This window comes from Hyphobacterium sp. (genome assembly GCF_965217055.1).
GTDB lineage: Bacteria > Pseudomonadota > Alphaproteobacteria > Caulobacterales > Maricaulaceae > Hyphobacterium.
In genome coordinates this window covers 996,794-1,016,925 of sequence record NZ_OZ244227.1, presented here as the reverse complement: position 1 = coordinate 1,016,925, position 20,132 = coordinate 996,794, and the positions used below count along the sequence as shown (strand labels likewise).

13 protein-coding genes are annotated in these 20,132 nt (G+C 62.0%); 10 read left to right on the top strand and 3 right to left on the bottom strand.

Annotated elements, in window-relative coordinates:
• Window positions 1–49 precede the first annotated feature (49 nt).
• Both ACOOFN_RS05120 and ACOOFN_RS05115 read right to left on the bottom strand, forming a co-directional pair.
• Window positions 50–1,096, bottom strand: coding sequence for a hypothetical protein (locus tag ACOOFN_RS05120; RefSeq protein ID WP_420434338.1), 1,047 nt, complete (start codon window positions 1,094–1,096; stop codon window positions 50–52).
• A complete protein-coding gene (locus ACOOFN_RS05115; protein WP_420434336.1) occupies window positions 1,093–1,680 on the bottom strand; it encodes a PulJ/GspJ family protein in 588 nt (195 codons plus the stop codon). Before ACOOFN_RS05115 ends, ACOOFN_RS05120 begins: the two co-directional genes overlap by 4 nt.
• A 128-nt stretch (window positions 1,681–1,808) precedes the next feature.
• Here ACOOFN_RS05115 and gspG point away from each other — a divergent pair, with 128 nt between their 5' ends.
• From gspG to ACOOFN_RS05080, 7 genes are all read left to right on the top strand, one after another.
• Window positions 1,809–2,336 carry a type II secretion system major pseudopilin GspG gene (gene gspG, locus ACOOFN_RS05110; RefSeq protein ID WP_420434334.1) on the top strand — a complete coding sequence of 176 codons (528 nt, stop codon included), beginning with the start codon at window positions 1,809–1,811 and terminating at the stop codon, window positions 2,334–2,336.
• Between the two features lie 23 nt (window positions 2,337–2,359).
• Window positions 2,360–2,740: a prepilin-type N-terminal cleavage/methylation domain-containing protein gene (locus ACOOFN_RS05105; RefSeq protein WP_420434332.1), complete on the top strand. Its 381-nt coding sequence runs from the start codon at window positions 2,360–2,362 to the stop codon at window positions 2,738–2,740.
• Window positions 2,741–3,334: 594 nt separating this feature from the next.
• Complete coding sequence (locus ACOOFN_RS05100) at window positions 3,335–4,768, top strand: hypothetical protein (protein ID WP_420434330.1); 1,434 nt, start codon at window positions 3,335–3,337, stop codon at window positions 4,766–4,768.
• Between the two features lie 193 nt (window positions 4,769–4,961).
• Window positions 4,962–6,767, top strand: a complete 1,806-nt coding sequence (locus ACOOFN_RS05095; protein WP_420434328.1) for a GspE/PulE family protein — start codon at window positions 4,962–4,964, stop codon at window positions 6,765–6,767.
• The gene (locus tag ACOOFN_RS05090; protein ID WP_420434326.1) at window positions 6,764–7,966 is read left to right on the top strand and encodes a type II secretion system F family protein; all 1,203 of its coding nucleotides are present in this window, start codon (window positions 6,764–6,766) and stop codon (window positions 7,964–7,966) included. The genes ACOOFN_RS05095 and ACOOFN_RS05090 overlap by 4 nt, the downstream gene beginning before the upstream one ends.
• 135 nt (window positions 7,967–8,101) lie before the next feature.
• Complete coding sequence (locus ACOOFN_RS05085) at window positions 8,102–8,842, top strand: sulfotransferase family protein (RefSeq protein WP_420434324.1); 741 nt, start codon at window positions 8,102–8,104, stop codon at window positions 8,840–8,842.
• On the top strand, window positions 8,835–11,414 hold the full coding sequence (locus tag ACOOFN_RS05080) for a hypothetical protein (protein WP_420434322.1): 2,580 nt from the start codon (window positions 8,835–8,837) through the stop codon (window positions 11,412–11,414). The genes ACOOFN_RS05085 and ACOOFN_RS05080 overlap by 8 nt, the downstream gene beginning before the upstream one ends.
• A gap of 41 nt (window positions 11,415–11,455) precedes the next feature.
• On the opposite strand, the gene ACOOFN_RS05075 is transcribed toward ACOOFN_RS05080, so the two are convergent.
• Window positions 11,456–12,160 (bottom strand): 2OG-Fe(II) oxygenase, encoded by a 705-nt coding sequence (locus tag ACOOFN_RS05075; protein WP_420434320.1) that lies wholly within the window; start codon window positions 12,158–12,160, stop codon window positions 11,456–11,458.
• Between the two features lie 375 nt (window positions 12,161–12,535).
• Here ACOOFN_RS05075 and galE point away from each other — a divergent pair, with 375 nt between their 5' ends.
• Genes galE through ACOOFN_RS05060 form a run of 3 tightly spaced genes read left to right on the top strand, consistent with a single transcriptional unit; the run spans window position 12,536 to window position 20,089 of the window.
• Window positions 12,536–13,528 (top strand): UDP-glucose 4-epimerase GalE, encoded by a 993-nt coding sequence (gene galE / locus ACOOFN_RS05070; protein ID WP_420434318.1) that lies wholly within the window; start codon window positions 12,536–12,538, stop codon window positions 13,526–13,528.
• Window positions 13,506–16,127, top strand: a complete 2,622-nt coding sequence (locus ACOOFN_RS05065; RefSeq protein ID WP_420434316.1) for a 6-hydroxymethylpterin diphosphokinase MptE-like protein — start codon at window positions 13,506–13,508, stop codon at window positions 16,125–16,127. Before galE ends, ACOOFN_RS05065 begins: the two co-directional genes overlap by 23 nt.
• The gene (locus tag ACOOFN_RS05060; protein ID WP_420434314.1) at window positions 16,124–20,089 is read left to right on the top strand and encodes a glycosyltransferase; all 3,966 of its coding nucleotides are present in this window, start codon (window positions 16,124–16,126) and stop codon (window positions 20,087–20,089) included. The genes ACOOFN_RS05065 and ACOOFN_RS05060 overlap by 4 nt, the downstream gene beginning before the upstream one ends.
• Window positions 20,090–20,132 lie beyond the last annotated feature (43 nt).

The window sequence follows — 20,132 nt, the reverse complement described above, 5'->3', positions numbered from 1 at the left end:
GCGAAGGAGCGCGCCGCGAGGCCGCGGCTCGAGACCCGCCGGGCTGATTCTACGGCGGCTCGGGGAGGGGAAAAGCCTCGAGATCGTCTGCATCTGTGAGGCCGAATTCCTGCTCAACGCGCTCTCCTCCTATCACGAAATCGAAAACGGTCTGATAGGGCGATGCGACATCCCCTGCTGTCAGCCTGACCCGGGCGGCCAAGACTAAGCCCGCCTCGGCTTCGTGGGTCAAGATCAAAAACTCTGTTCCGATAGGGCCATAACCGAAATCGCCGGCGTGCAAGTCGTCCCAGCCGTCGAGCCCCAGATCGGCGAAATTCTGCGCTGACGTACGCAACCCGCTGCGGCGCTGAAGCACGAGGCCCGGCGCGTCCTCGAACAACAAATCCCGGATATAGTCCGGCATGAATCGCGGATGGCTCGACGCGCCGGGTGTCACCGTAAAATAGAGGTCCATGAGCCGCGGGTCCTCGGCGCAGAGCGCCAATTCCTCCCAGCCCGGCACGAGACAGATTTCGCGCGGCGTCCGCAAGGGCGCATTGGCCGGGGCGCGGCCCTCCGGATAATCCCCGCGTTCGGCCCCGCCCAGCCGCCGCAAATCGTCACCGTCGGCATAATCGGCGAGCCGCGCTGCAAGCCGCGACGCTTCGGCATCGCCGAGCCCGATCTGGTCCAGAAACAATCGGGCTTTTCTGGGATCGTCAGGGTCCAGCCCGATCAGGCCTTGCGTCGAGACCAGCCGGACAATCATCGTGCGGCCATTGATCTCGACACGGCGGGGTTCACCGCGCGCACTGATCGGATCGCCCTCTTCCAGCAGTCCGCCTTCGAGAATGTCGGGATTGGGCACGCCGCCCGCATTGACGGTGTCCTCGCCCCGCGGAGCGGTAAGCAGCAGGTAGAGCGCGCTCGCCTGCGCCGCCCGCAAATCCCGCTCGAGCTCCGTCTGGGACAGCAATTCAGCTGCCCCGTCCGAGCTGGCCCGCTGGACCGCATAGGCGCCGGCGAGGACCAGCGCCAGAATGGCGATCGCAGCCAGCGCCATGATGTAGACATAGCCGGGCCGGTCTTTCGGATGGAGAAGGCGGGCGCTCACAGGACCAGGTCGAAATCGCGGACGCGCAACGTCAGGCCGATTGTCCGCGCCGGGGCGGCGGCGAGCACTGCGGTGTCACCCGCCTGGATCAGGATCGCCGACGGTACGGGCCGGAAATAGACCGGGTCGGGATCGACCCCGTCTTCCGGTGGCCAGACCTCATGCGTTACGCCCTTCGCATCGCGATAGGAGAGCCGGGCGCCGTCCGGGACCTCGATCTCGAACAGGGTTTCGCCAGCCTCGCGATAAATCATAATTGCCTGTCCGGCCCGGTCTTCCAGCGCGAGTTCAAAGCCCGTCGGACCCATGCTGTCACCGTTGATGCCGGTCACGGTCAGGCCGCTTGCCGCCGCGGCATCGCCAGCAAACACATGTTCTGCATCATGATAATCGGGCGTGATCCCGTTCAGCGCGCGCATGACGGGAATCAGCGCCAACGTTCGCTCTGTATGCGCACGCGTTGCCTGTTCGATCCGCGTGGCGTGACCGGTGGCCGCCGACAGCGTGTCCATCAGGACAAGCGTGATCAGCGCTGCGATCACCAGCGCGATAAGCGTCTCGAGAAGGGTAAAACCGCTGCGCATCGGGTCTGGCAAACTCCTTGGCCGCCATGATATTGTCACACCTTGCTTATTCAAGCTTCCGGTGTCTGTGTGTGGACCATCGCCGGTTCATCGGCAGGATTGCGGCAAGCGTGTGGAGAGTGGATGTCATGGCTGAAACAAGCGCAAAGGCCGGGAAGGCCGGACAGAACGCCCCGGATGGCCGTCATGGAATGCACCACAGGCGGCGCGCCGGCTATTCACTGATCGAAGTGCTGATTGCCGTTGCGATCATCGCCCTGCTTGTCGCCCTTGTCGCGCCGCGCCTGCTTGGACAACTCGATTCGTCCCAGATCACGGCTGCGCGCACCCAGATTCGCATGATCGAGACGGCGCTCGATTCCTATCGTCTCGACGTTGGCCGCTATCCGTCCGAGGACGAGGGCATTGCCGCACTGGCCGCGCCGCCGCCCGATCTCGTCGACCGCTGGAACGGCCCCTATCTCGATGGCGGCCTGCCGACTGATCCCTGGGGCGAGCCTTTCCGCTACGAACCCGCCGAATCCCTGTCGCGCCGCGGCATCGTCTATTCCTACGGCAATGACGGTGAGCCGGGTGGTGACGGGCTGGCCGCCGATCTCTATTCGCGCGGCGCCGATCCAGACCAGCTGCCGGGTGGCGCTGCAGGCAGCCAGTAATGCCGGATCGGGGCTGACCCCTCATGCGGGCCGGTTATTCCCTGCTGGAAGTATTGCTGACCGTGACCCTGATCGCGCTGGTCGGGGCCATTGCTGCCCCTTCGCTGCTCAATCAGATCGAGCGCCGCGAAACCCGCCTGGCCCTGTCAGCCCTGCAGACCGGCATGATCGATCTGCGCTATGCTGCGGTACTCGCTGCCGCGCCCGTTGAAATCGCGCCCGAAGAAATCGACGCTCATTTCGATGATGTGCCCGATGGCTGGCGCGTGTCCGCCGATACACCGCTTCACATCTCGGCCGGCGGGCTTTGTGACGGCGAGACTGTGCTGACGCTCACTTCGCCGGACCAGCGACTCTGGCGCCGCCGCGCAGCAGCACCGCATTGCGAGCTGGAGCAGGTCTAGGCCTCTCCCGGGCCCGTCAGGAAATACCGATAGGGTGCGATTTCAGCGTGGCTGTGTTTGAATGACGTGCCAAACCCATCCGGCTATCGTCCACTTTTCGCCGTGGCAGGCTCAGCCACCGGGTCTGACCAGTGAAGGCGGCCCGCGTCCGCATCGCAACAGTTGAAATTTTTCCTTAACTTCGCCTGTCAGGCGTGTCCCGCAAGGCGGGGTGTGACTTGAGGACAACGCCGCAATCTTCGAACGGAAAAGTCGGAGGGCCGGCAGGCTTTATATCAAGCCCTTGTTTTCTCGCCGCTATTTTATTTAAACGTGTGCGGATGCGACGATTTGCAGCGCTAAGGCAGCGTAAAATAATGAAATCCCGTTCCTTCCTCCACCGGATTCACCTTGACACCCCCGGCGTTAACCCGTCTATCATGCGGTCACGTCATGAAGTCTCTGACATGTTCCGCGCGTTCTGCGGGACTATAGGGGCGTCATTGGTGTAGCGGGGGAAATCAATTTCTTCAGCTATGTCTCGGCGGTCATGTTGGAAACGTCATGGCGTGTCATGGCCATGGCAATAATGTAACTTAGAGGGGGGATATCCCTATGACTATCAAGAAACTTCTTGCAGGTGTCGCACTGACCGCGCTGGTCGCCGGCGGTGCGTACGCCCAAGATAACTTCACTGCGGCAACCGGTGACCTGCGCACCGACCGTGATTTCGCAGCGGAATATGATGGCGGAATTGGCGATAACGCGATTTTCACGCACGACGCCGACAATGCTGACTATGACAACCTCGGCGCCGCCGCGGTTGTTGACATCACCATCTCGACGACCGGTGGATTGGTGCTGGGCGAAATCGTCGACGATGCCGACTTCACCGAAGGTTCCGCCAACTGCAGCTTCACCGTTCAGGCCGGTGGCGGTATCGGCAGCACGTCGGTGACCTTCCGTAATGATGGCGCTGACTTCCGCGCTTGCGCCAACGACACGACGTTCGACATCGACCTGACCCGTTCCGCAGCGAATCACAGCCAGGATTCGGGCGCAACGGTCACCGTGACCTGCAGCAGCGACTGCGGCACGTTCGTCGCTGAGTCGGACACCTTCACGCTGATCGACGACACGTCGGTCTTCCCGACGGGAAGCCAGGATGTGACGGCCGCTGCTACCGTGACGCTGGATACCGATGGTATTGGTCCGGTTGGTCCGCACACGCTGGGTAACGTCGACTTTGATTTCGATGGTACTGGTATCTTCACTGATGGTGACGGTGTCACAATCGGCGGTGTTGCTGGCATCGTGGTCGGCGACGCAGTCGCCAGTGCCGAGCTGGAAATCGATTTCCCGGGCGGCGATGATGGCGTTGCCACCGTCGCAGTCGATGTGGGCGGTGCGGTTGCTTGTACCGAAGATGCCGGTGCTGGTGTCAACACCTGGTCATGCGCCCTGTCCGCGACGCAGCTGGATACGCTTCTTGCTGACGGCGAAGTGACGTTCACGTCGGACAACACCGATCCGATCGCTCAGCAGACACCGACGGCTATGCTGACCGTAACGGCGAACGCAGACTACGCGGCACCGGGCAGCGTGTCCGGTTCGCTGGCTCCGATCGAGTGGGATGATGGTCTGTCTGAAACGGCTGTTGCCACGGGCGGCCCGCGTGAGTGGGTCCGTTTCGGTTCCGGTGGTACGGAAAGCAATTTCCGCATCCAGCTGGCCTCCGATGCGGCAGCTGCTGATATCACGCAGGTGCAGGTTGCTGTAGCGGCTGGTAACGGCGTTCCAGCCGGTACGGTGCTGCTCAATGCCGGTACGGCTGACACGGGCTTCCAGGTCAAGGGTTCCACGATCACCTTTAACTCGCGGGCCCTGGGCGCAGCTGCTGGTGCAACGGGTAACGCCGACATCACAGGTGTTATGCTCCAGACGCTGGACGCTGATGTTGCTTCAGCGGGTGGTGCTGATATGAACCGTCAGCTGGTCAACCGTACGCCGGGGTCCTTCGTGGCAACCGGTGGCATGACGGACAACTAGTCTGTCCTTGACCGGACGGTTTACCGTCTAGGGATCGGGGCGGCCTTCGGGCCGCCCCTTTTCTTTTGCGCCTTGCCTTTTCCGGCCCAATTCCTGCACGCTGCTTTTGCGGCGCGGTGGCCGATCGCGTAAGAAAAGACACGAGATTTTAGAGGGGCTTTGTTGGCCCTGTTACGGGCGGGGAACGATCATCATGGACGAGCGTTGCATTGGCGACATCCTGCTTGAGGACGGTTCCGTCTCGACGGACGACATTGCCGAAGCGCTCGCCTATCAGCGCGAGACCGGCACGATGATCGGCCAGGCCCTGTTGCGGCTTGGCGCCGTCGCCGAGGAACGCCTGCTCGCAGCGCTGTCCACCCAGCTCGAGCTCGACGTGCTCGATGCCGCCGCAATCCCGTCCGATGAACTCGCCCTGTCGCGCGCCCCGGCCGCGCTCGGCCTGCCGCTGCGCTGGTTGGCGGCCAAGGAGGCCGTGATCTGGTTTGAATCGGAAGCCGTCGATGCGGCCAAGTCCGGTGGCAATGGTCACGATGTGGAAGCGGCCAACCTGCCGCCGCCTGACGCCACGCTGGTCGTTGCCGCCCGCAATCCGCTCGACCCGGCACTGGCCGAGCGCATCGAGACCCTTTTCGATGGTCCGATCCGGCGCGTGCTGGTCTCCAATCGCGCCCTCGATGCCGCGCTTGCCCGCCTCCACGATGCCTCGACCCGCAACAAGGGCGAAGCGCTGACCGATGCCGAGCGTTTGCGCGAAATGGCCGAGGAAGCCCCGGTCATCGATTTCGTCAATGCGCTGTTCGAAGATGCGATGCGCGCCGGCGCCAGCGACATCCATGTCGAACCCTATGAGCACGAATATGTCGTCCGCCTGCGCATCGATGGCGTGCTAAGCCGTGTCCAGACCCAGCCCCGCACCCGCTATGACGCCGTGGCATCCCGCATCAAGCTGATTTCCGGCATGGACATTGCCGAGCGCCGCCTGCCGCAGGATGGCCGCCAGTCCATCCGCTTTGCCGGCGAGGATGTTGACCTCCGCGTCTCCAGCCTGCCCGGCGCCTGGGGCGAATCGCTCGTTCTGCGTCTCTTGCGCAAGCGCCAGGAATTGCCGACGCTGGAAGGCCTCGGTCTCGAAGGCCCGGCGCGTCAGGCCTTCGACCGCATGATCCGCGAACCCAATGGCGTCGTCCTGGTCACCGGTCCCACCGGTTCGGGTAAATCAACCACCCTCTATCGCGCCCTCGAACAGGTGAATGACGGCGAGCACAAGATCATCACCATCGAGGATCCGGTCGAATACGACATGGCCGGCGTCACCCAGGTGCAGGCGCGCGCCGATATCGGTTATTCCTTCGCCCGCGGCCTCCGCGCTATTCTGCGCCAGGACCCGGACATCATCATGATCGGCGAGATCCGCGACGGCGAAACCGCACGCATCGCCGTCCAGGCGGCACTCACCGGCCACCTCGTCTTTTCCACCCTGCACACCAATTCCGCGCTCGCCGCCGTCGAACGCCTGACCGATCTCGGCGTCGAACCCTTCCTGATTTCAGCCTCCTTGCGCGGTCTCGTCGCGCAGCGCCTGTTGCGGCGCCTGTGCACGGCTTGCGCCCGCCCCGCGGGTCCGGCCGATGTCCGCGCCGCTGAAGCCTTGATGAGCAAGGCAGGACACAGGAAACAGGGCCTGCCCGCCGATCTCCTGTCCGGGGCCGCAAACTGGCAAATCCCGACCGGCTGCCCGAAATGCCGCGAGACCGGCTATACCGGCCGCGTTGCGGTGTTCGAGGCTGCCTGCATTGACGGGGCGCTGCGAGAAACCGTTGCCCAGGGCGCGTCTGCCGAAACGCTGGAGGCTGCGGCGCGCGAGGGCGGTTATCTATCCATGTTCGAGGACGCGATGCTGAAGGCACGCACCGGCGTGACATCGGTCTCCGAAGTGCTGCGCGTGCTCGCCAGTAATACCGAGGCCGGCGCGCCGCTCGAGGAGACCGGCGTTTGACGATCAGCTACCGCTATAAGGGCTTGCGGGCCGATGGCGGCGAGGTCGAAGGCCGGATCAGCGCCGCCGACGAGAACGACGCTGTCAGCCAGCTGAGCGCGCGCAAGGTCACGCCTTTCGAGCTGATCCCCGACGCCGACGCGCATCGCTATGAGCGCCGCAAGGCGCGGCCTGCCGACCGCTCGCGTTTTTTGCGCCAATTGTCGACGCTGGCGCGCGCCGGGGCGCCACTCCTGACCTGTTTCGACAGTCTGATCGAGGACGAGCCGTGCCGCGAAATCGCCGAACAGGCGCGCCTCGTGCGCGCCGATCTGCGCGGTGGCTCGCGGCTTTCCGCCTCGATGATGCGGCGCATGCCGGACCTGCCGGACTATGCCCCGCGCCTTGTGGAGCTCGGCGAAGCCACCGGTTCGCTGCCGGATCGCCTGACCGAGGTCTCCAAGCAGATGGAGGCCGATCTCGCCGCGGCCGGGGAAATCCGCAACGCGCTGGCCTATCCGGCCTTCCTGGCGATCGCCGGGCTCGTCGCGGTGTTTTTCATCTTCGTTGCCGTCGTGCCGCGTTTTTCCGCCTTGCTGGCCAATTCGCGCGGCGATATTCCGGCATTGTCGCGCATCGTCTTGTCGATCGGCGAGTTTGCCGGCGCCAATGCGGTTCCCGTGCTCATCGGCATGGTCGTGGTGATCGTGCTCGGCGTGCGCCTGGTTTCGGCTCCGGCCACGCGCCGCCAGCTGACCGCGATCGCTTTTCGGATGCCGGTGATCGGGCGTTTCCTGTCGGCGGCGGATTCCGCCCGCTGGGCGCGCGTCGCCGGTACGGCACTGGCCGCCGGGGCAGGGCTGATCGATGCGCTTTCACTGGCCGAACGTGGCGTCCTGTCACCGCGCCGCCGGGCCGGCCTCGCCGAGGTGCGCCGCGCCGTCCGCGCCGGGGCGATGCTGGAACAGGCGCTGCGCGCGCACACCGACATGGACACGATGACCATCAATCTGGTGCGCACCGGCCGCTTGTCCGGCGATCTCGCCGGCATCCTGCTTTTCGTCGCCGAGACCGGCGAAACCGAGGCCCGCAATCTCGCCAAGCGCGTTACAGCGCTGGCCGAGCCGCTCGCCGTAGCTTTCCTCGCCGGCATTATCGGTCTCGTCGTCGTCTCGCTGGTGCTGGCCATGTCCAGCCTCTACGATTTCGATATCGGCTAGCCGCCCACCATTCGCCTGCCAGCACAGTTAAAGGCCCGGTCGGCGCTTTTCCTTTCAGCCTGCGCGGTCTAAGACGAAACCGACGGCAAACGGGGGCGTGTCAGTCGTCGCCGATCCTGTTTTGAGGAGACCCGCATGGCGGATCAATCCGGCCCGGCAAGCCCGGCGGCCGAACCGGCAAAACCGGCCAAGGCGCGCGCCATAGCCGTGCTCGGCATGCACCGCAGCGGCACCAGCGCGCTGGCCGGCTCGCTGGCCGAATCCGGGGCCTATCTCGGCAAGGTGCTGGGCACGTCCATTCCCGGCAACCGCAAGGGATTGCAGGAGCCGGAATCGATCCTCTTCATGCAGGAAACCCTGCTCCAGGCCAATGCCGGAAGCTGGGACAACCCGCCGTCCAAGGTCGAATGGAACCGGATGCACACGGCGGTGCGCGATCTCTTCCTGGAATCCCGCGAAGGTTTCGAGCCCTGGGCATTCAAGGATCCGCGCACGCTGTTGACGCTCGAGGGCTGGCTTGACGCCCGGCCGGACATGGCGCTTTGCGGGATCTTCCGCGATCCGCTCGCCGTGGCCCATTCGCTGAAACGCCGCAATGGCTTCTCGCTGACCAAGGGCCTCTATCTCTGGCAGGCCTATAATGAGCGGCTTCTGCACTTCGCCACGACCCGGTCCTGCCCGCTGATCGAGTTTTCGACCCAGCCCGACGCGATGACGGAGCGCCTCGCGAAGCTGGTAACAGCTCTCGGCCTGACGCCGCCTCCGGCGCCGGAATTTTTCGATGCCGGGATTCCGAAGGGTACAGACGATGCGTCCGCGCCGCCGGCCGAGATCGCCGAGCTATACGAACAACTGAAGGGCCTCGCCCTTGGCTGATACGTTTGAAGTCTGGTCCACGCGGCTTTTTCCCAAGGGCAGCGGCGCGAAGGGTTACCGGCTGACCGGCCTTGCCGCGCGCTGTGACTGGGTCGTGCTGAGCGATTCCGCCGAGCCCAGGACCTTCCTGCGGGTGCGGCCCGGCGCCCCGCCTTCGCCGCGCACGCTTTTCCTGTCGATGCGCAATGCCGAAGCGGCAATCCTGCATTTCGCCGAAGCCGTGCTGCCGCGTATCAAGTCGGATTTCGTCCTGTTCTCCGGTTCCGAGGACCTCACCCTGCCGCGCCAGGTGGACCAGCGCTGGCAGACCTATCCGGCACCGGTCAGGGCTGCGATCGACACCATCCTGGAACATTCGCACCTTAAAACCTGGTGGGCCGAGAATCTCGACGAAGCGGCCCATTCCAAGCTGCACCCCATGCCGCTAGGCCTGTTGCCGTCGGGGGGCGGTCACGCCATGGCCGAGGTAGTGGAATTCGAGCCATTGAACCGGCGTCCCCTGTCGGTGCTCTGCGCGCACAGGGTGCGTACGGGCCCGCAATGGGAGCCCCGCCGAAAGGTCACCGAACTGGCACGAAACGCCTGGGCGGACTGGACCACAGTGCTCGAAGAGGCAGTGGAGCCGCCGATCTTCAATCGCCTCCTGTCGCGCCATTCCTTTGTCCTGTGCGTCGAAGGCGGTGGGCTCGATCCGTCGCCGAAGGCCTGGCAGGCACTGCTGCAAGGCGCCATACCGATCATCCGGAAGTCACCGACGGCAGAAGCCTACAGGGATTTCCCGGTGGTCATGATCGATGACTGGACTGCCAGAAATATCACGCGCGACAAGCTTGAAGCCTGGCGTGAGCAGATTTCAACAACCTATCAGCAGGCCGCAAACTGGCGCCAGCAATGGGTCGACCGCCTGTCGTTCGAGCGCGGCTGGAACACGCGTATCGAGCCGCTCGGCGATACGGCCCACGCGATCCGCCTGTCGGCCAACAAGCCTGCTGCCGACGCGCCGCCTCTTCCAGCATCTGCTCAACCGAAAAAGACCGCCACGGCCGCACCGGCCATACAGCCGCGCCCCGCGGCAACGCGATCGAGCGGGCGCTTGCCTGCCATTTGCCTGACCTATGATGCCTGCGCGCACGAAACCATTTTCATGCTCAATTCCTATGCCCGCCATGCCGATATGTCGGGCCTGGAATTCTTCCTGCCTTACAACGATGCAGCGACGCGCGATGTCTATCAAGGCGAGATCGACGCAGGCATTGCGTTCCAGTGCGTAAAATCGCCGGCACCCATAGCCGCAACGCTCAAGGCATTGCTCGATGCTGTGCCGGATACGCGCTGGGTCTTCTGGACGACGTCTGACCGTTATCCTTACATGTGCGCTGATGCCGCAATCCTGTCGCACCTGGCGGGCGCGCTGCAAGGGGCGCCCGAACAAGTTTCCGGCATCCAGTCGGTCCGTCTGACCCGCTGGGGCGATGTCCGTGACCTGACCGGCACGCGGCGCGTGCTCGCCGGCACCGATTTCGAGGAAGGGCGCGCGGCCGGACAGGGCCATTGGCACCACCAGTTCATCCTCCGGCAATGCCTTGAAAAGGTGGCTGAAACCTGCAGCGCGGATGCCGGTCTCTGGGACTTCCACGACGTCATGGTGAAAACCTTCACAGCTGATCAGACGGGCCAATCGGGTGATCGCGCGCGATTCCTCCTGCCAGTCGAGAATATCGTCAAGCTGGAGGAGCCAACGCTGGAAGGCCGCTTCACCACGAATTTCCATGTGCGCCGGCTGCACCGCGGTGAGCAGGTCTTCCCCGAGCGGCTGGCGCCGGAATCGGCGGGCTACGCATCGCCCTATCAGCACGCCGCCCGCAATGCCGGCTGGCCGGCCGAACCCTCCCGCCTGCAAGCCGCCGTGTCGGATCCGCCGCCCCCCTCTCTGTTCCAGGTCGTGTCGCCGGGAGGTGTCGGCTCCAAGATGGTCACCCGCTGGCTTGAGCCGCGGGCTACGGAGAGGGTCTGGTCAGGCATGCATTCGCATCGCCGCCTGCCGCCGCCGGCTGCCTTCAACGCACAGAAATTCATTTATCTGTTCGGCGACCCGCGGAACATCGTCCTGTCCCTGTTCAACAGGCGTTTCGGAAAGAGCAACCGGCACGGATTCACGCCGAAGGGCGATCGTGCTGGCCGCCAGGACCCGGAATTCGTTCGCAAGCACGCGCTCAACATGCAGACCGATCCGTCGCTGATCGATGCGTCTTGGGATTTACAGGCCTATCTCGAGAATGGCCGTGACCTGTTGAGGCTGGAAGAGCATTTCGACTCCTGGTTCCATGGCGATCAGCCCTATCCGGTCGTGTTCGCCCGTTATGAATCCCTGTCGGACTCCGGACCCGAGCTCGCGCGTTGGCTTGGCATTCGCCGGCCGCCGATCGCGTATCAGCCGCGGGCGTCGGACTGGCAGGCCTTGCCGGACAAGGTTCGCCAGTCGCTGGACGCGATCTATGGCGATCTCGCCCGCCGTTTGGAGGCCCTTCCCGATCTCGTCATCCGGCAGCAGGGCCGGACATCAACGCCCTGATCCCACGAAGCGCTGGTGCGCGCTGAATTGACCGAACGTATTCAGTCGGCTTTCACTTCGTGCTTCGCAACGCCCTGGAAGTCGGTTTTCTTGTCGTAGATGACACCCAGTTCAGGCTGAGCCGTATAATAGTAAAGAGCGATTGACCGGCGGCACAGCCCGTCCGGACCACGCCAGGGATTGGGGTGTCCGTGGAAGGTGGTTTTGTTCGTTCCGAAAACGACGAAACGATTGAACACCGGCGGGATCAGTTTGACCGGCTTGCCCTGTTCAGACGGCGCGCGATCCCAGAGCTCGAGTTCGCCCCCGAAACCCTCTTGCCAGTCCTCCGTCAGATAGATCAGGACGTTCAATCTGCGATATAAATCAAGCTGTTCGTAGTGATTGAAATCCGTGTGGACATCCAGAATACCGCCCGCAACGATCTGGTGTATTCCGCCGCCCTTGAAATAGGGGTCCGGAATCAGCTTCGGTATGCCCGTCAGGGCCTCCAGGAACGCAAGGAAGTTGGAATTGTTAAACTCGGCAAGCGCCATCCGGAATTCGGGATCGAGGTGATCAAAGCGGCTGCTGCCGCCCGGACCCAGCTTCCCGTATTGGTGAAGCGGGCGCTTGCGATAATCCAGCCAGACCTGGCTTTCCGGCCCCGGGAATTTGTCTGCGAGAAAACGGGCATGTGTCTCGGGCAGGAAATCGTCGATGACAATATGCGGAAACGGATGCCCGCGCGCATACCTTTCCGCCATGCTCCCGATATCGTCGGACTTGCGAAATTCTGATGAAACAAGAAATGGAAATCTGGAAATCCCGGCCCCAGTTCCGGCCGGGTGTGCATTCTGACCCGCGTCGCTCATTCTGCCGGACCTCTCCTTCTAAATCCAGCTTTACCCTGCGGAGCCGCGTCTGCGAACATGCCATCGGTTTGGGCGTCGATCAAGGAAACGAATTCGCATGCAGTAGCACCCTGATGTCCGCAGCAGGCTGTCATCTGACGACCAACCAGAAGGGGCTGGCACGAATTCTGCGGGCTGGCTGACCGACAGGGTTGGAATGAAAGTGTTGATCGGGTTATTGACATTGAGCTTGGGCCGCCACGCGGCACGGATGGCGATGGGGACAACATGACCGTTTTGGTAACGGGCGGTGCTGGTTATATCGGTGCCCACATGACTCTTGCACTGCTGGACGCAGGCGAGCAGGTCGTGGTGCTCGACAATCTGGTGACCGGATTCGACTGGGCGGTCGACAAGCGGGCAAAGTTCGTTTTCGGCGATGTCGGCGACCAGGCGCTGACGACGCGGCTGATCCGCGAACATGGTGTCACCGACATCATCCACTTTGCGGGATCGGTCGTCGTGCCGGAATCGGTTTCCGATCCGCTGAAGTATTATTCCAACAACACCGCGGCTTCGCGCAATCTCATTGATGCCGCCGCGGCGAATGGCGTCGAGCGTTTCATCTTTTCCTCGACCGCCGCCGTCTATGGCATGGCCGGAAACGAACCGGTGCATGAAGACGCCCCGCTGAGCCCGCTCTCACCCTATGGTCGATCCAAGCTGATGACCGAATGGATGTTGGCGGATCTCGCCCACACCGGGGCGATGCAATATGGCGTGCTGCGCTATTTCAACGTCGCAGGTGCCGATCCGCATGGCCGGGCCGGGCAGTCGACGGCCAATGCGACCCATTTGATCAAGGCGGCGTGCCAGGCTGCGCTCGGCATTCGCGAGCGGCTCGACCTGTTCGGCACCGACTATCCGACGCACGATGGCACCTGTGTCCGCGACTACATCCACGTCAGCGATCTGGTGAATGCGCACGCGGATGTGCTCGGCCATCTCCGGAATGGCGGCGACAGCCTGACCCTCAATTGCGGTTACGGCCGCGGGTCCAGCGTGAAGGAAGTCATCGAGACGGTGAAAGCGGTGTCCGGTGTCGATTTCGAAGTGCGCGAGGCCGAGCGCCGCCCCGGAGACCCAGCCGCTATTGTCGCGGGCTCCGACCGGCTGAAAAACGATATCGGCTGGACGCCGCGCCATGACGACCTCGAGAAGATTGTCGCAAGTGCATGGGCCTGGGAGCAGGCCCTGCGTGAGCGCAAAAAAGCAGGCTGATGCTGAACAGATGACAACGAAAATCCTGATCTACACTGACAGCCGCGGCCAGCACACGCCGAGCGGCGCACCCGTGCACCCGGTGTTCGCGGAACGACTGGCGAGTCATCCCGATGTCGATGCGGAAGTTGTTCTGTGCCCGATGAAATGGACGACGACGCTCGATTTCCTCGAATACATCAAGGACCGCGATCCAACCCAATGGGACCACATCATTCTCTTCACCGGGATCGTCGAATGGTCGCCGCGGCCGCAGCCAAGCGCAATCAATGATCTTTATAACAACGCCGAGCCATCCAACCTTTCCAATACGGGTCTCAATACCCGCGATTATGCGAAGAAGGTCGTCAACAACAAGAAGCCGGCCTTCGATGCCATGTTCGGCGAGGCCGAGATCCAGGCCTATCTGTCGAACGATTTCGGCGTCGAGTATGAGGGCCAACCGACGGTCAACATGTACGGGCTGGAAATGGGCCGGGACCGTTTGCTTCCGGTTCTGAAGAAAATCCCCAATCTGATTTTCATCAATTCCAACCGCTTCATTCCGGGTTGGGAAGGTGATTTCAAGCGCGGGCGCCCGGCGAACATACGCCTGACGGAAGCCTATTCGGAACTGTTCCGCGACGAATTGGGGCCCGATAAGGTAATCGACCTCCTGGCCTGGGGTGACGACGACATCAAGCGCTACACGTGCGACAACCTCCATCTCACCAAGGAAGGCAGCGACTGGATATACGACCAGCTCGCGAAAAAGATCGGCGTTGATTCCAGCGCGTATGAAGCGGAAGCGGGCGCGGCACCGGTTGAGCCTTATGGCAACCCGATCACGATACCCAGGCAGCTGACAGACGCGGACCGCAAGGCGATCCGCGAGAAATGCGGAACCGACGGCTATATCGCCACCCTCATCATCGGCGTGCGACTCGCCGAGACGAGCGAGTTCCGGCTGTCGAACCTCGATTTCATCTTGAAATGGATCGACCATTTTTACGGTGATCTGTTTGACGTCCTTCTGGTCGAGCAGGACATCACGTCCAAGCTCGACATGGAACGGTATGCGGAATACCCGCACGTCCGGCACGAATTCATCTTCAATGACCGGGACTATAACCGGGGCTGGGGCTACAATGTCGCCGTCCGGCACTTCACCAATGCCAAAGTCGTGGGCCTTCTGGATACCGATGTTCTGCTGGGCGGGAATTTCCTCGACGAGATCATTGGCTGCCACGGCCAGTACGATGTCATCTCGCCGTACAAGAATATCTATTTCACCACGCCGGGCGGAGCGGAACTTGTTCAGCGGGACATGAATTTCCGCCGGCTGAAGGATGAAGCGCGCGTTCGCAAGCCGACCACGCTTTGCGGTGGCATCGTTATCATCAAGCGCAGCCTGTTCATGAACGTGTTCGGGTTTGAACAATATGTCGGCTATGGCGGCGAGGACCGTTCGCTCGACGTGACCCTGCTGGCACAGGTCGAACCCGCCCGGATCCGCGTTGCCAACCGCATCTATGTGCACCTGTTCCATGAATCGACCGGCATCCGGAACGAACAGCTCAGCCAGATCCTGAAGGACCTGTCCTACCGCTATGGCTGTGTCGTCAGTTCCGGCCTCGGACCGGCCGACTATCTGCACCGTGAGTGCAAGCACGCCAACGCCGAACAGACGCGCCGGACATCGGCGGCACGCGCCGGCAGCTTTGGCGAACTCGACCTGTACAGCAGCCAGAAGCCCTTGAAGATCAACGGTGTCGTTGACGAGGACGCCGGTGACGAACCGGAAAAAGACATCGAGAATTATGTCAGCAAGGAATTGTACGGGGCAGGTCCGCCTGACGTCGACAAGATCATCGCATTGCACAACCGGTATGAAGGCGAGCGCTGTTTCATCATCGGCAACGGTCCATCGTTGAACCGGCACGATTTGTCGCTGCTGGAGAACGAGTACACGTTTGCCGTCAATTCCTTCTTCTACAAGACGCGGGAAACCGGCTTCGTGCCGACATTCTTCACTGTCGAAGACAACGCCGTGATGAAGGAAAACAAGGACGACATCGTTGATTTCCAGCCGCGTATCCTGAAATTCTTCCCGACGCTTTACCGGAAATTCCATCCCCCGACGGACATGACCGTCTTCTTCGAGATGAACCGGGGCTTCTACGAGAAGACGGGGCCGAATTTCTGTGTCCCGCGCTTCTCGACCGACATGTCGGACGAGCTCTACTGCGGTCAGTCCGTGACCTATATCAATCTCCAGATCGCCTACTTCCTGGGCTTCAAAGAAGTCTATCTGATCGGCATGGATTTCGATTATGTCATTCCGGATTCGCACCGGCGCAATGGCGATCTCATTCTGTCGACAACCGACGATCCGAACCATTTCCACAAGGATTATTTCGGCGCTGGCAAGACCTGGAAAGACCCCAAGCTTGACCGCGTCGCCCTGAACTACAAGCAGGCCAAGCTGGCCTATGAGGCGAGTGGCCGGAACATCTACAACGCGACGATTGGCGGCAAGCTCGAGATTTTCGAGCGGCGCGATTACAACGCTGTGGCGGCCAGCGGCGCGCCGGCGGCGTTGCAAGGGGTCGCGAAATGACACCCGCCATTTCCGTTATTGTCCCGGTGTACAATGTCGAATTGTACATCGAAGACGCAATCAGATCGGTCCTCGACCAGACGATGACCGATTTCGAGGTCGTCATTGTCGATGACGGAAGCATGGATGGCTCCATTAGCATCGTGAATCGCCTGGCCGAAGGCGATGTCCGATTCCGGTACGTCCGCCAGCAGAATTCCGGCCTCGGTGCGGCGCGCATGACCGGCCTGCGTCACGCCAAGGGTGAATTTGTCACCTTTCTTGACAGTGACGACCGCTTGCGGCCCGACGCACTCAAGGCGCTGTATGACGCAGTCGAGCAGCATGATGCCGATATCGTCAGCGGTCGCTTCGAGCGGATCAGCGAGGCGGGCGTGCCTGACGAGGTCGTGACCCACAAGCTGGTGCAGCACGAAATCCCGGAGTCGGCAGGCACGCTGGAACCCTGGCAGGAAGTTCTGGGCGTATTCGCGCCGTCGATTGCCTGCGCGCGCCTATACAGCAAGCGGCTGCTGCAGGGCATCAATCCGCTTTTCCCGCCGCGGCTTCCGCACGAAGACCTCTTCTTCACCTACAAGGCATTGTTACGCAGCAAGCGGCATCACGCGATCGATGACATTGTCTATCAATACCGGCAACGCGACGGGTCGCTGAGCAAGGGCGTTTCGAAAGCCCATGTCGAAGCGTTCTTCGAGCAGATCGACGACACCAACCGCTTTTTCCGGGACGACCCGGAAATGTACCCGCTGGCTGCACCGCTGGCCGCACGCCGTTCGCTGATCATGCTGCACGGCGTACGGACTCGGGTTAAGAACGCAGACCACGATGTGCGGGGATATTTCAGCAAGAAGATCGAGCGCCGCTATCCGGAATTGATCAGACAGCTGGGCGTGTTTCAGAAATCCTATGTCAAGGATGCGTTTATTCCGCCGCAATCCGTAAAGTATCTCGAGGACGTAGAGCGCAACATGAAAGACAGGCTTGAGAAACAGAATGCGGCCAAGAAAGCGCCCGCGCCCTCTATTCTGCAGACCTACAAGCAGCGGGAATCGGTCCCGATCACCGATGACGACCGCAAGGCGCTGCGCAACATGCACGACCGGTTCCGTGGCAAGCGCGCCTTCATCGTCGGCAACGGGCCGGCACTGAACAAGCATGATTTGTCCTTGCTCGACGGCGAGTACGTTTTTGGCGTCAATTCGATTTTCCTGAAGTCCCGCGAGTCGGATTTTCGACCGACTTTCTATGTGGTTGAGGACAGCAAGGTCTACGAGGAGAATGCCGAGGACATCGCCGCATACGACGTGCCGTTCAAGTTTTTCCCGGCCGATTATCGCGAGAAATACGGCGCCGTTCCCGGCGCGCTCTATTTCCAGATGAATCAGGGTTTTTACCTCACCAACAGCCCAAACCATGGTGTGCCGCGCTTCTCCACCGATTTTTCCCGCGAGTTGTTCTGTGGTCAGACTGTCACCTATCTGAACATGCAGATCGCCTTCTATCTGGGCTTCGAGCGCGTCTATCTGATCGGCATGGACTTCGACTACCAGATCCCCGACAGCCACGTCCGCAAGGGCAATCACATCATTTCCACCACGGATGATCCGAACCATTTCCACAAGGACTATTTCGGCGTCGGCAAGACCTGGAAAGACCCCAAGCTCGACCGTGTCGCGATGAATTACCGTCAGGCCAAGCTGTCGTATGAAGCGGTCGGCAGGAAGATTTTCAACGCCACAATTGGCGGCAAGCTCGAGATTTTCGACCGTGTCGATTACGAGACCCTGCTGCGCGATCCCGCTACCGGCCGGAAACTCCGTGAAAAACCGCCGGTTGTGATCACCCGGACAGTCGAAGCCGCCGAAGACCAGGCAGCCACTGCACCGGTGCCGTCCGCGAAACCGGCGCCCAGCACCGCATCGCTGCCGGCGACGCCGCCCCCGCAAAAACAGATGCCATCCAGTGCGCCGCAATCAGCGATTCCGGCACCGGTCAGCGCTGAACCGGCGGCAGAGACCGTCCCTGTGCAAACCGAACCGCCGCAGAAGGTCAAACGCGCCTGGTATGCGCCGCTGGGCAATGCCGTCCGCACGCATGCGCCGACGCTCTTCCCGCTGCTCCAGAGGCTGCGGCGCATCATCTGGAAACTGCTCAATTCGCCAGCGGTCTGGATCGCGGCCATTGGCGGTCTGGGCGCGGTCGCCCTGGCCTTGCGTGGCCCCTGGCCGCTGGAACAGCGTCTCGTATTCGCGGGCGCGGCCATTGGCGCAGGCGCGCTGGCTGGCCTCGTTCTGATGGCCTGGCGGCTGCGCCGATACGTGGCCCATCTGTCGGCGCAGAACCGCGAATTGTTCGGCAAGATCGAGCACATGCAGGACCTCACCAAGGGCCGGGATGCCTGGGCGAGCCGGATATCCGACAATCAGGCCAAGCTACGTGGTGAGCTGTCGCAGCACCACACAAGGCTCCGAAGTGAGTTGTCAAAGAATGACGCCAATCTGCGTGGTGAAGTGGCACGTCTGCGCAGCGAATCCAGCAAGACCAGCGCGGCCGTCCGCGAAGCGTTGAACGCTGAAATCACCAACCTCGAATCCCGCATGAAGCGTCTTGCGTCGGATCAGTCGCTGACCAACGATCAGAAGGTCCGTTCGGAAATCGCAATGGCGGTCTCGCGCCTGAAGGCCGACCTGGGCGCCTGGGAGGCGCGGCAGAAGACCATTGCCGCCGAAGGCGAGAAGGAGCTTGAACTCCAGCTCGACGAGTTGCATCAGCGCATCAATGCGACGCTCGAGGAACAGTTGCGCCAGCAGGACCGGATTGACGCACTCAAGGCCGACGCCGACAGCCAGATTCAGGCCGCGATGAAGGATTTCAGCGATCGTCTGGCCGGGGTCGAGAACGGAATGGAAGCCGGCACCAAGGCGCTGGCGGCAGTGAAGGAAGAGTTGGAAGATTCGCTGAAAGCCCTGCGGCAGGGGCTCGAGCAGCGCATGCATGCGGAAATCGACGAGTATGCCAAGAAGTCCACAGCCGAGCTGATCGGACGGATCGACGCGATCGAAACGGCGCTGGAAGAGGGCAAGGACGTCCGCGAGATCGCGGAATCCAACGCTGCGCTCACCAAGGAAATCCACAAGGCGGTCATCATCGGCCGGGCCGAACGCGCGCGCCTGCTAGAACGGGCGCAGGCCAGCGAACGCCAGATCGGCGCGCTCCGCTATCCCGACGCACCGGATGTCTTCGTCTTTTTCGGGCATCACAAATGCGCATCCCGCTTCTTCCGAATGGAAGTGTTCGAGCGCATCGCCGAGAGCACGGGCGCGCGGATCCGCAAGTACGAGATCACCGATCCGCCCTTCCATTATTCGAAGATGGATGAGCTCGATCTCGTCAATGTCGATTTCAAGGGGCTCGGCAAGAACGGGCGCGACGTTGTCCTGTTTGCCAATGCCAGTCAGCGCGGGCTGAACAAGATCAAGCGCAATGCCAAGGACTGGAAGGGATTGCGGATCATCCGCGACCCGCGCCAGGTGCTGATCTCCAACTATTTCCACCACAAGGGCGATCATCCCGACGTATCGCCGCTGGGCTGGACCTGGGATCAGCTCGTGGAAGACAAGCCCATCCTCAACGAATTGCCTAAGGAAGAGGGCATCCTGCACGAGCTCGACAATATCTCAAAGCAGGTGATCGAGGACCAGATCCTCGCCCCGTTTGACGACGAACGCGTCATGACGATCCGGCTCGAGGACTTTTCAAAGGATGCGGCGGGACATCTGCAGCGGATTTCGGAATTCATGGAGGTCCCGGATGTGGCCGGCATCAATTTCGACAACAAGCAGGCGAATCCGGAGAGCGGGCCCTGGAAGAAGCACTTCACGTCGAAAATCCGCGAACGGTTCAAGGAGCGCTACGGCCAGGCCCTGATCGATCTCGGCTATGCCGAGGACATGGACTGGTAGGCGTTACGGGTCGAGGGCTTCCGGTCTGATTGGCGCAGCAGCC

Coding starts and splice junctions, on each gene's coding strand:
- ACOOFN_RS05115 (WP_420434336.1), bottom strand. CDS start 1,680: ATGCGCAGCGGTTTTACCCTTCTCGAGACGCTTATCGCGCTGGTGATC.
- gspG (WP_420434334.1), top strand. CDS start 1,809: ATGGCTGAAACAAGCGCAAAGGCCGGGAAGGCCGGACAGAACGCCCCG.
- ACOOFN_RS05105 (WP_420434332.1), top strand. CDS start 2,360: ATGCGGGCCGGTTATTCCCTGCTGGAAGTATTGCTGACCGTGACCCTG.
- ACOOFN_RS05100 (WP_420434330.1), top strand. CDS start 3,335: ATGACTATCAAGAAACTTCTTGCAGGTGTCGCACTGACCGCGCTGGTC.
- ACOOFN_RS05095 (WP_420434328.1), top strand. CDS start 4,962: ATGGACGAGCGTTGCATTGGCGACATCCTGCTTGAGGACGGTTCCGTC.
- ACOOFN_RS05085 (WP_420434324.1), top strand. CDS start 8,102: ATGGCGGATCAATCCGGCCCGGCAAGCCCGGCGGCCGAACCGGCAAAA.
- ACOOFN_RS05075 (WP_420434320.1), bottom strand. CDS start 12,160: ATGGCGGAAAGGTATGCGCGCGGGCATCCGTTTCCGCATATTGTCATC.
- galE (WP_420434318.1), top strand. CDS start 12,536: ATGACCGTTTTGGTAACGGGCGGTGCTGGTTATATCGGTGCCCACATG.
- ACOOFN_RS05060 (WP_420434314.1), top strand. CDS start 16,124: ATGACACCCGCCATTTCCGTTATTGTCCCGGTGTACAATGTCGAATTG.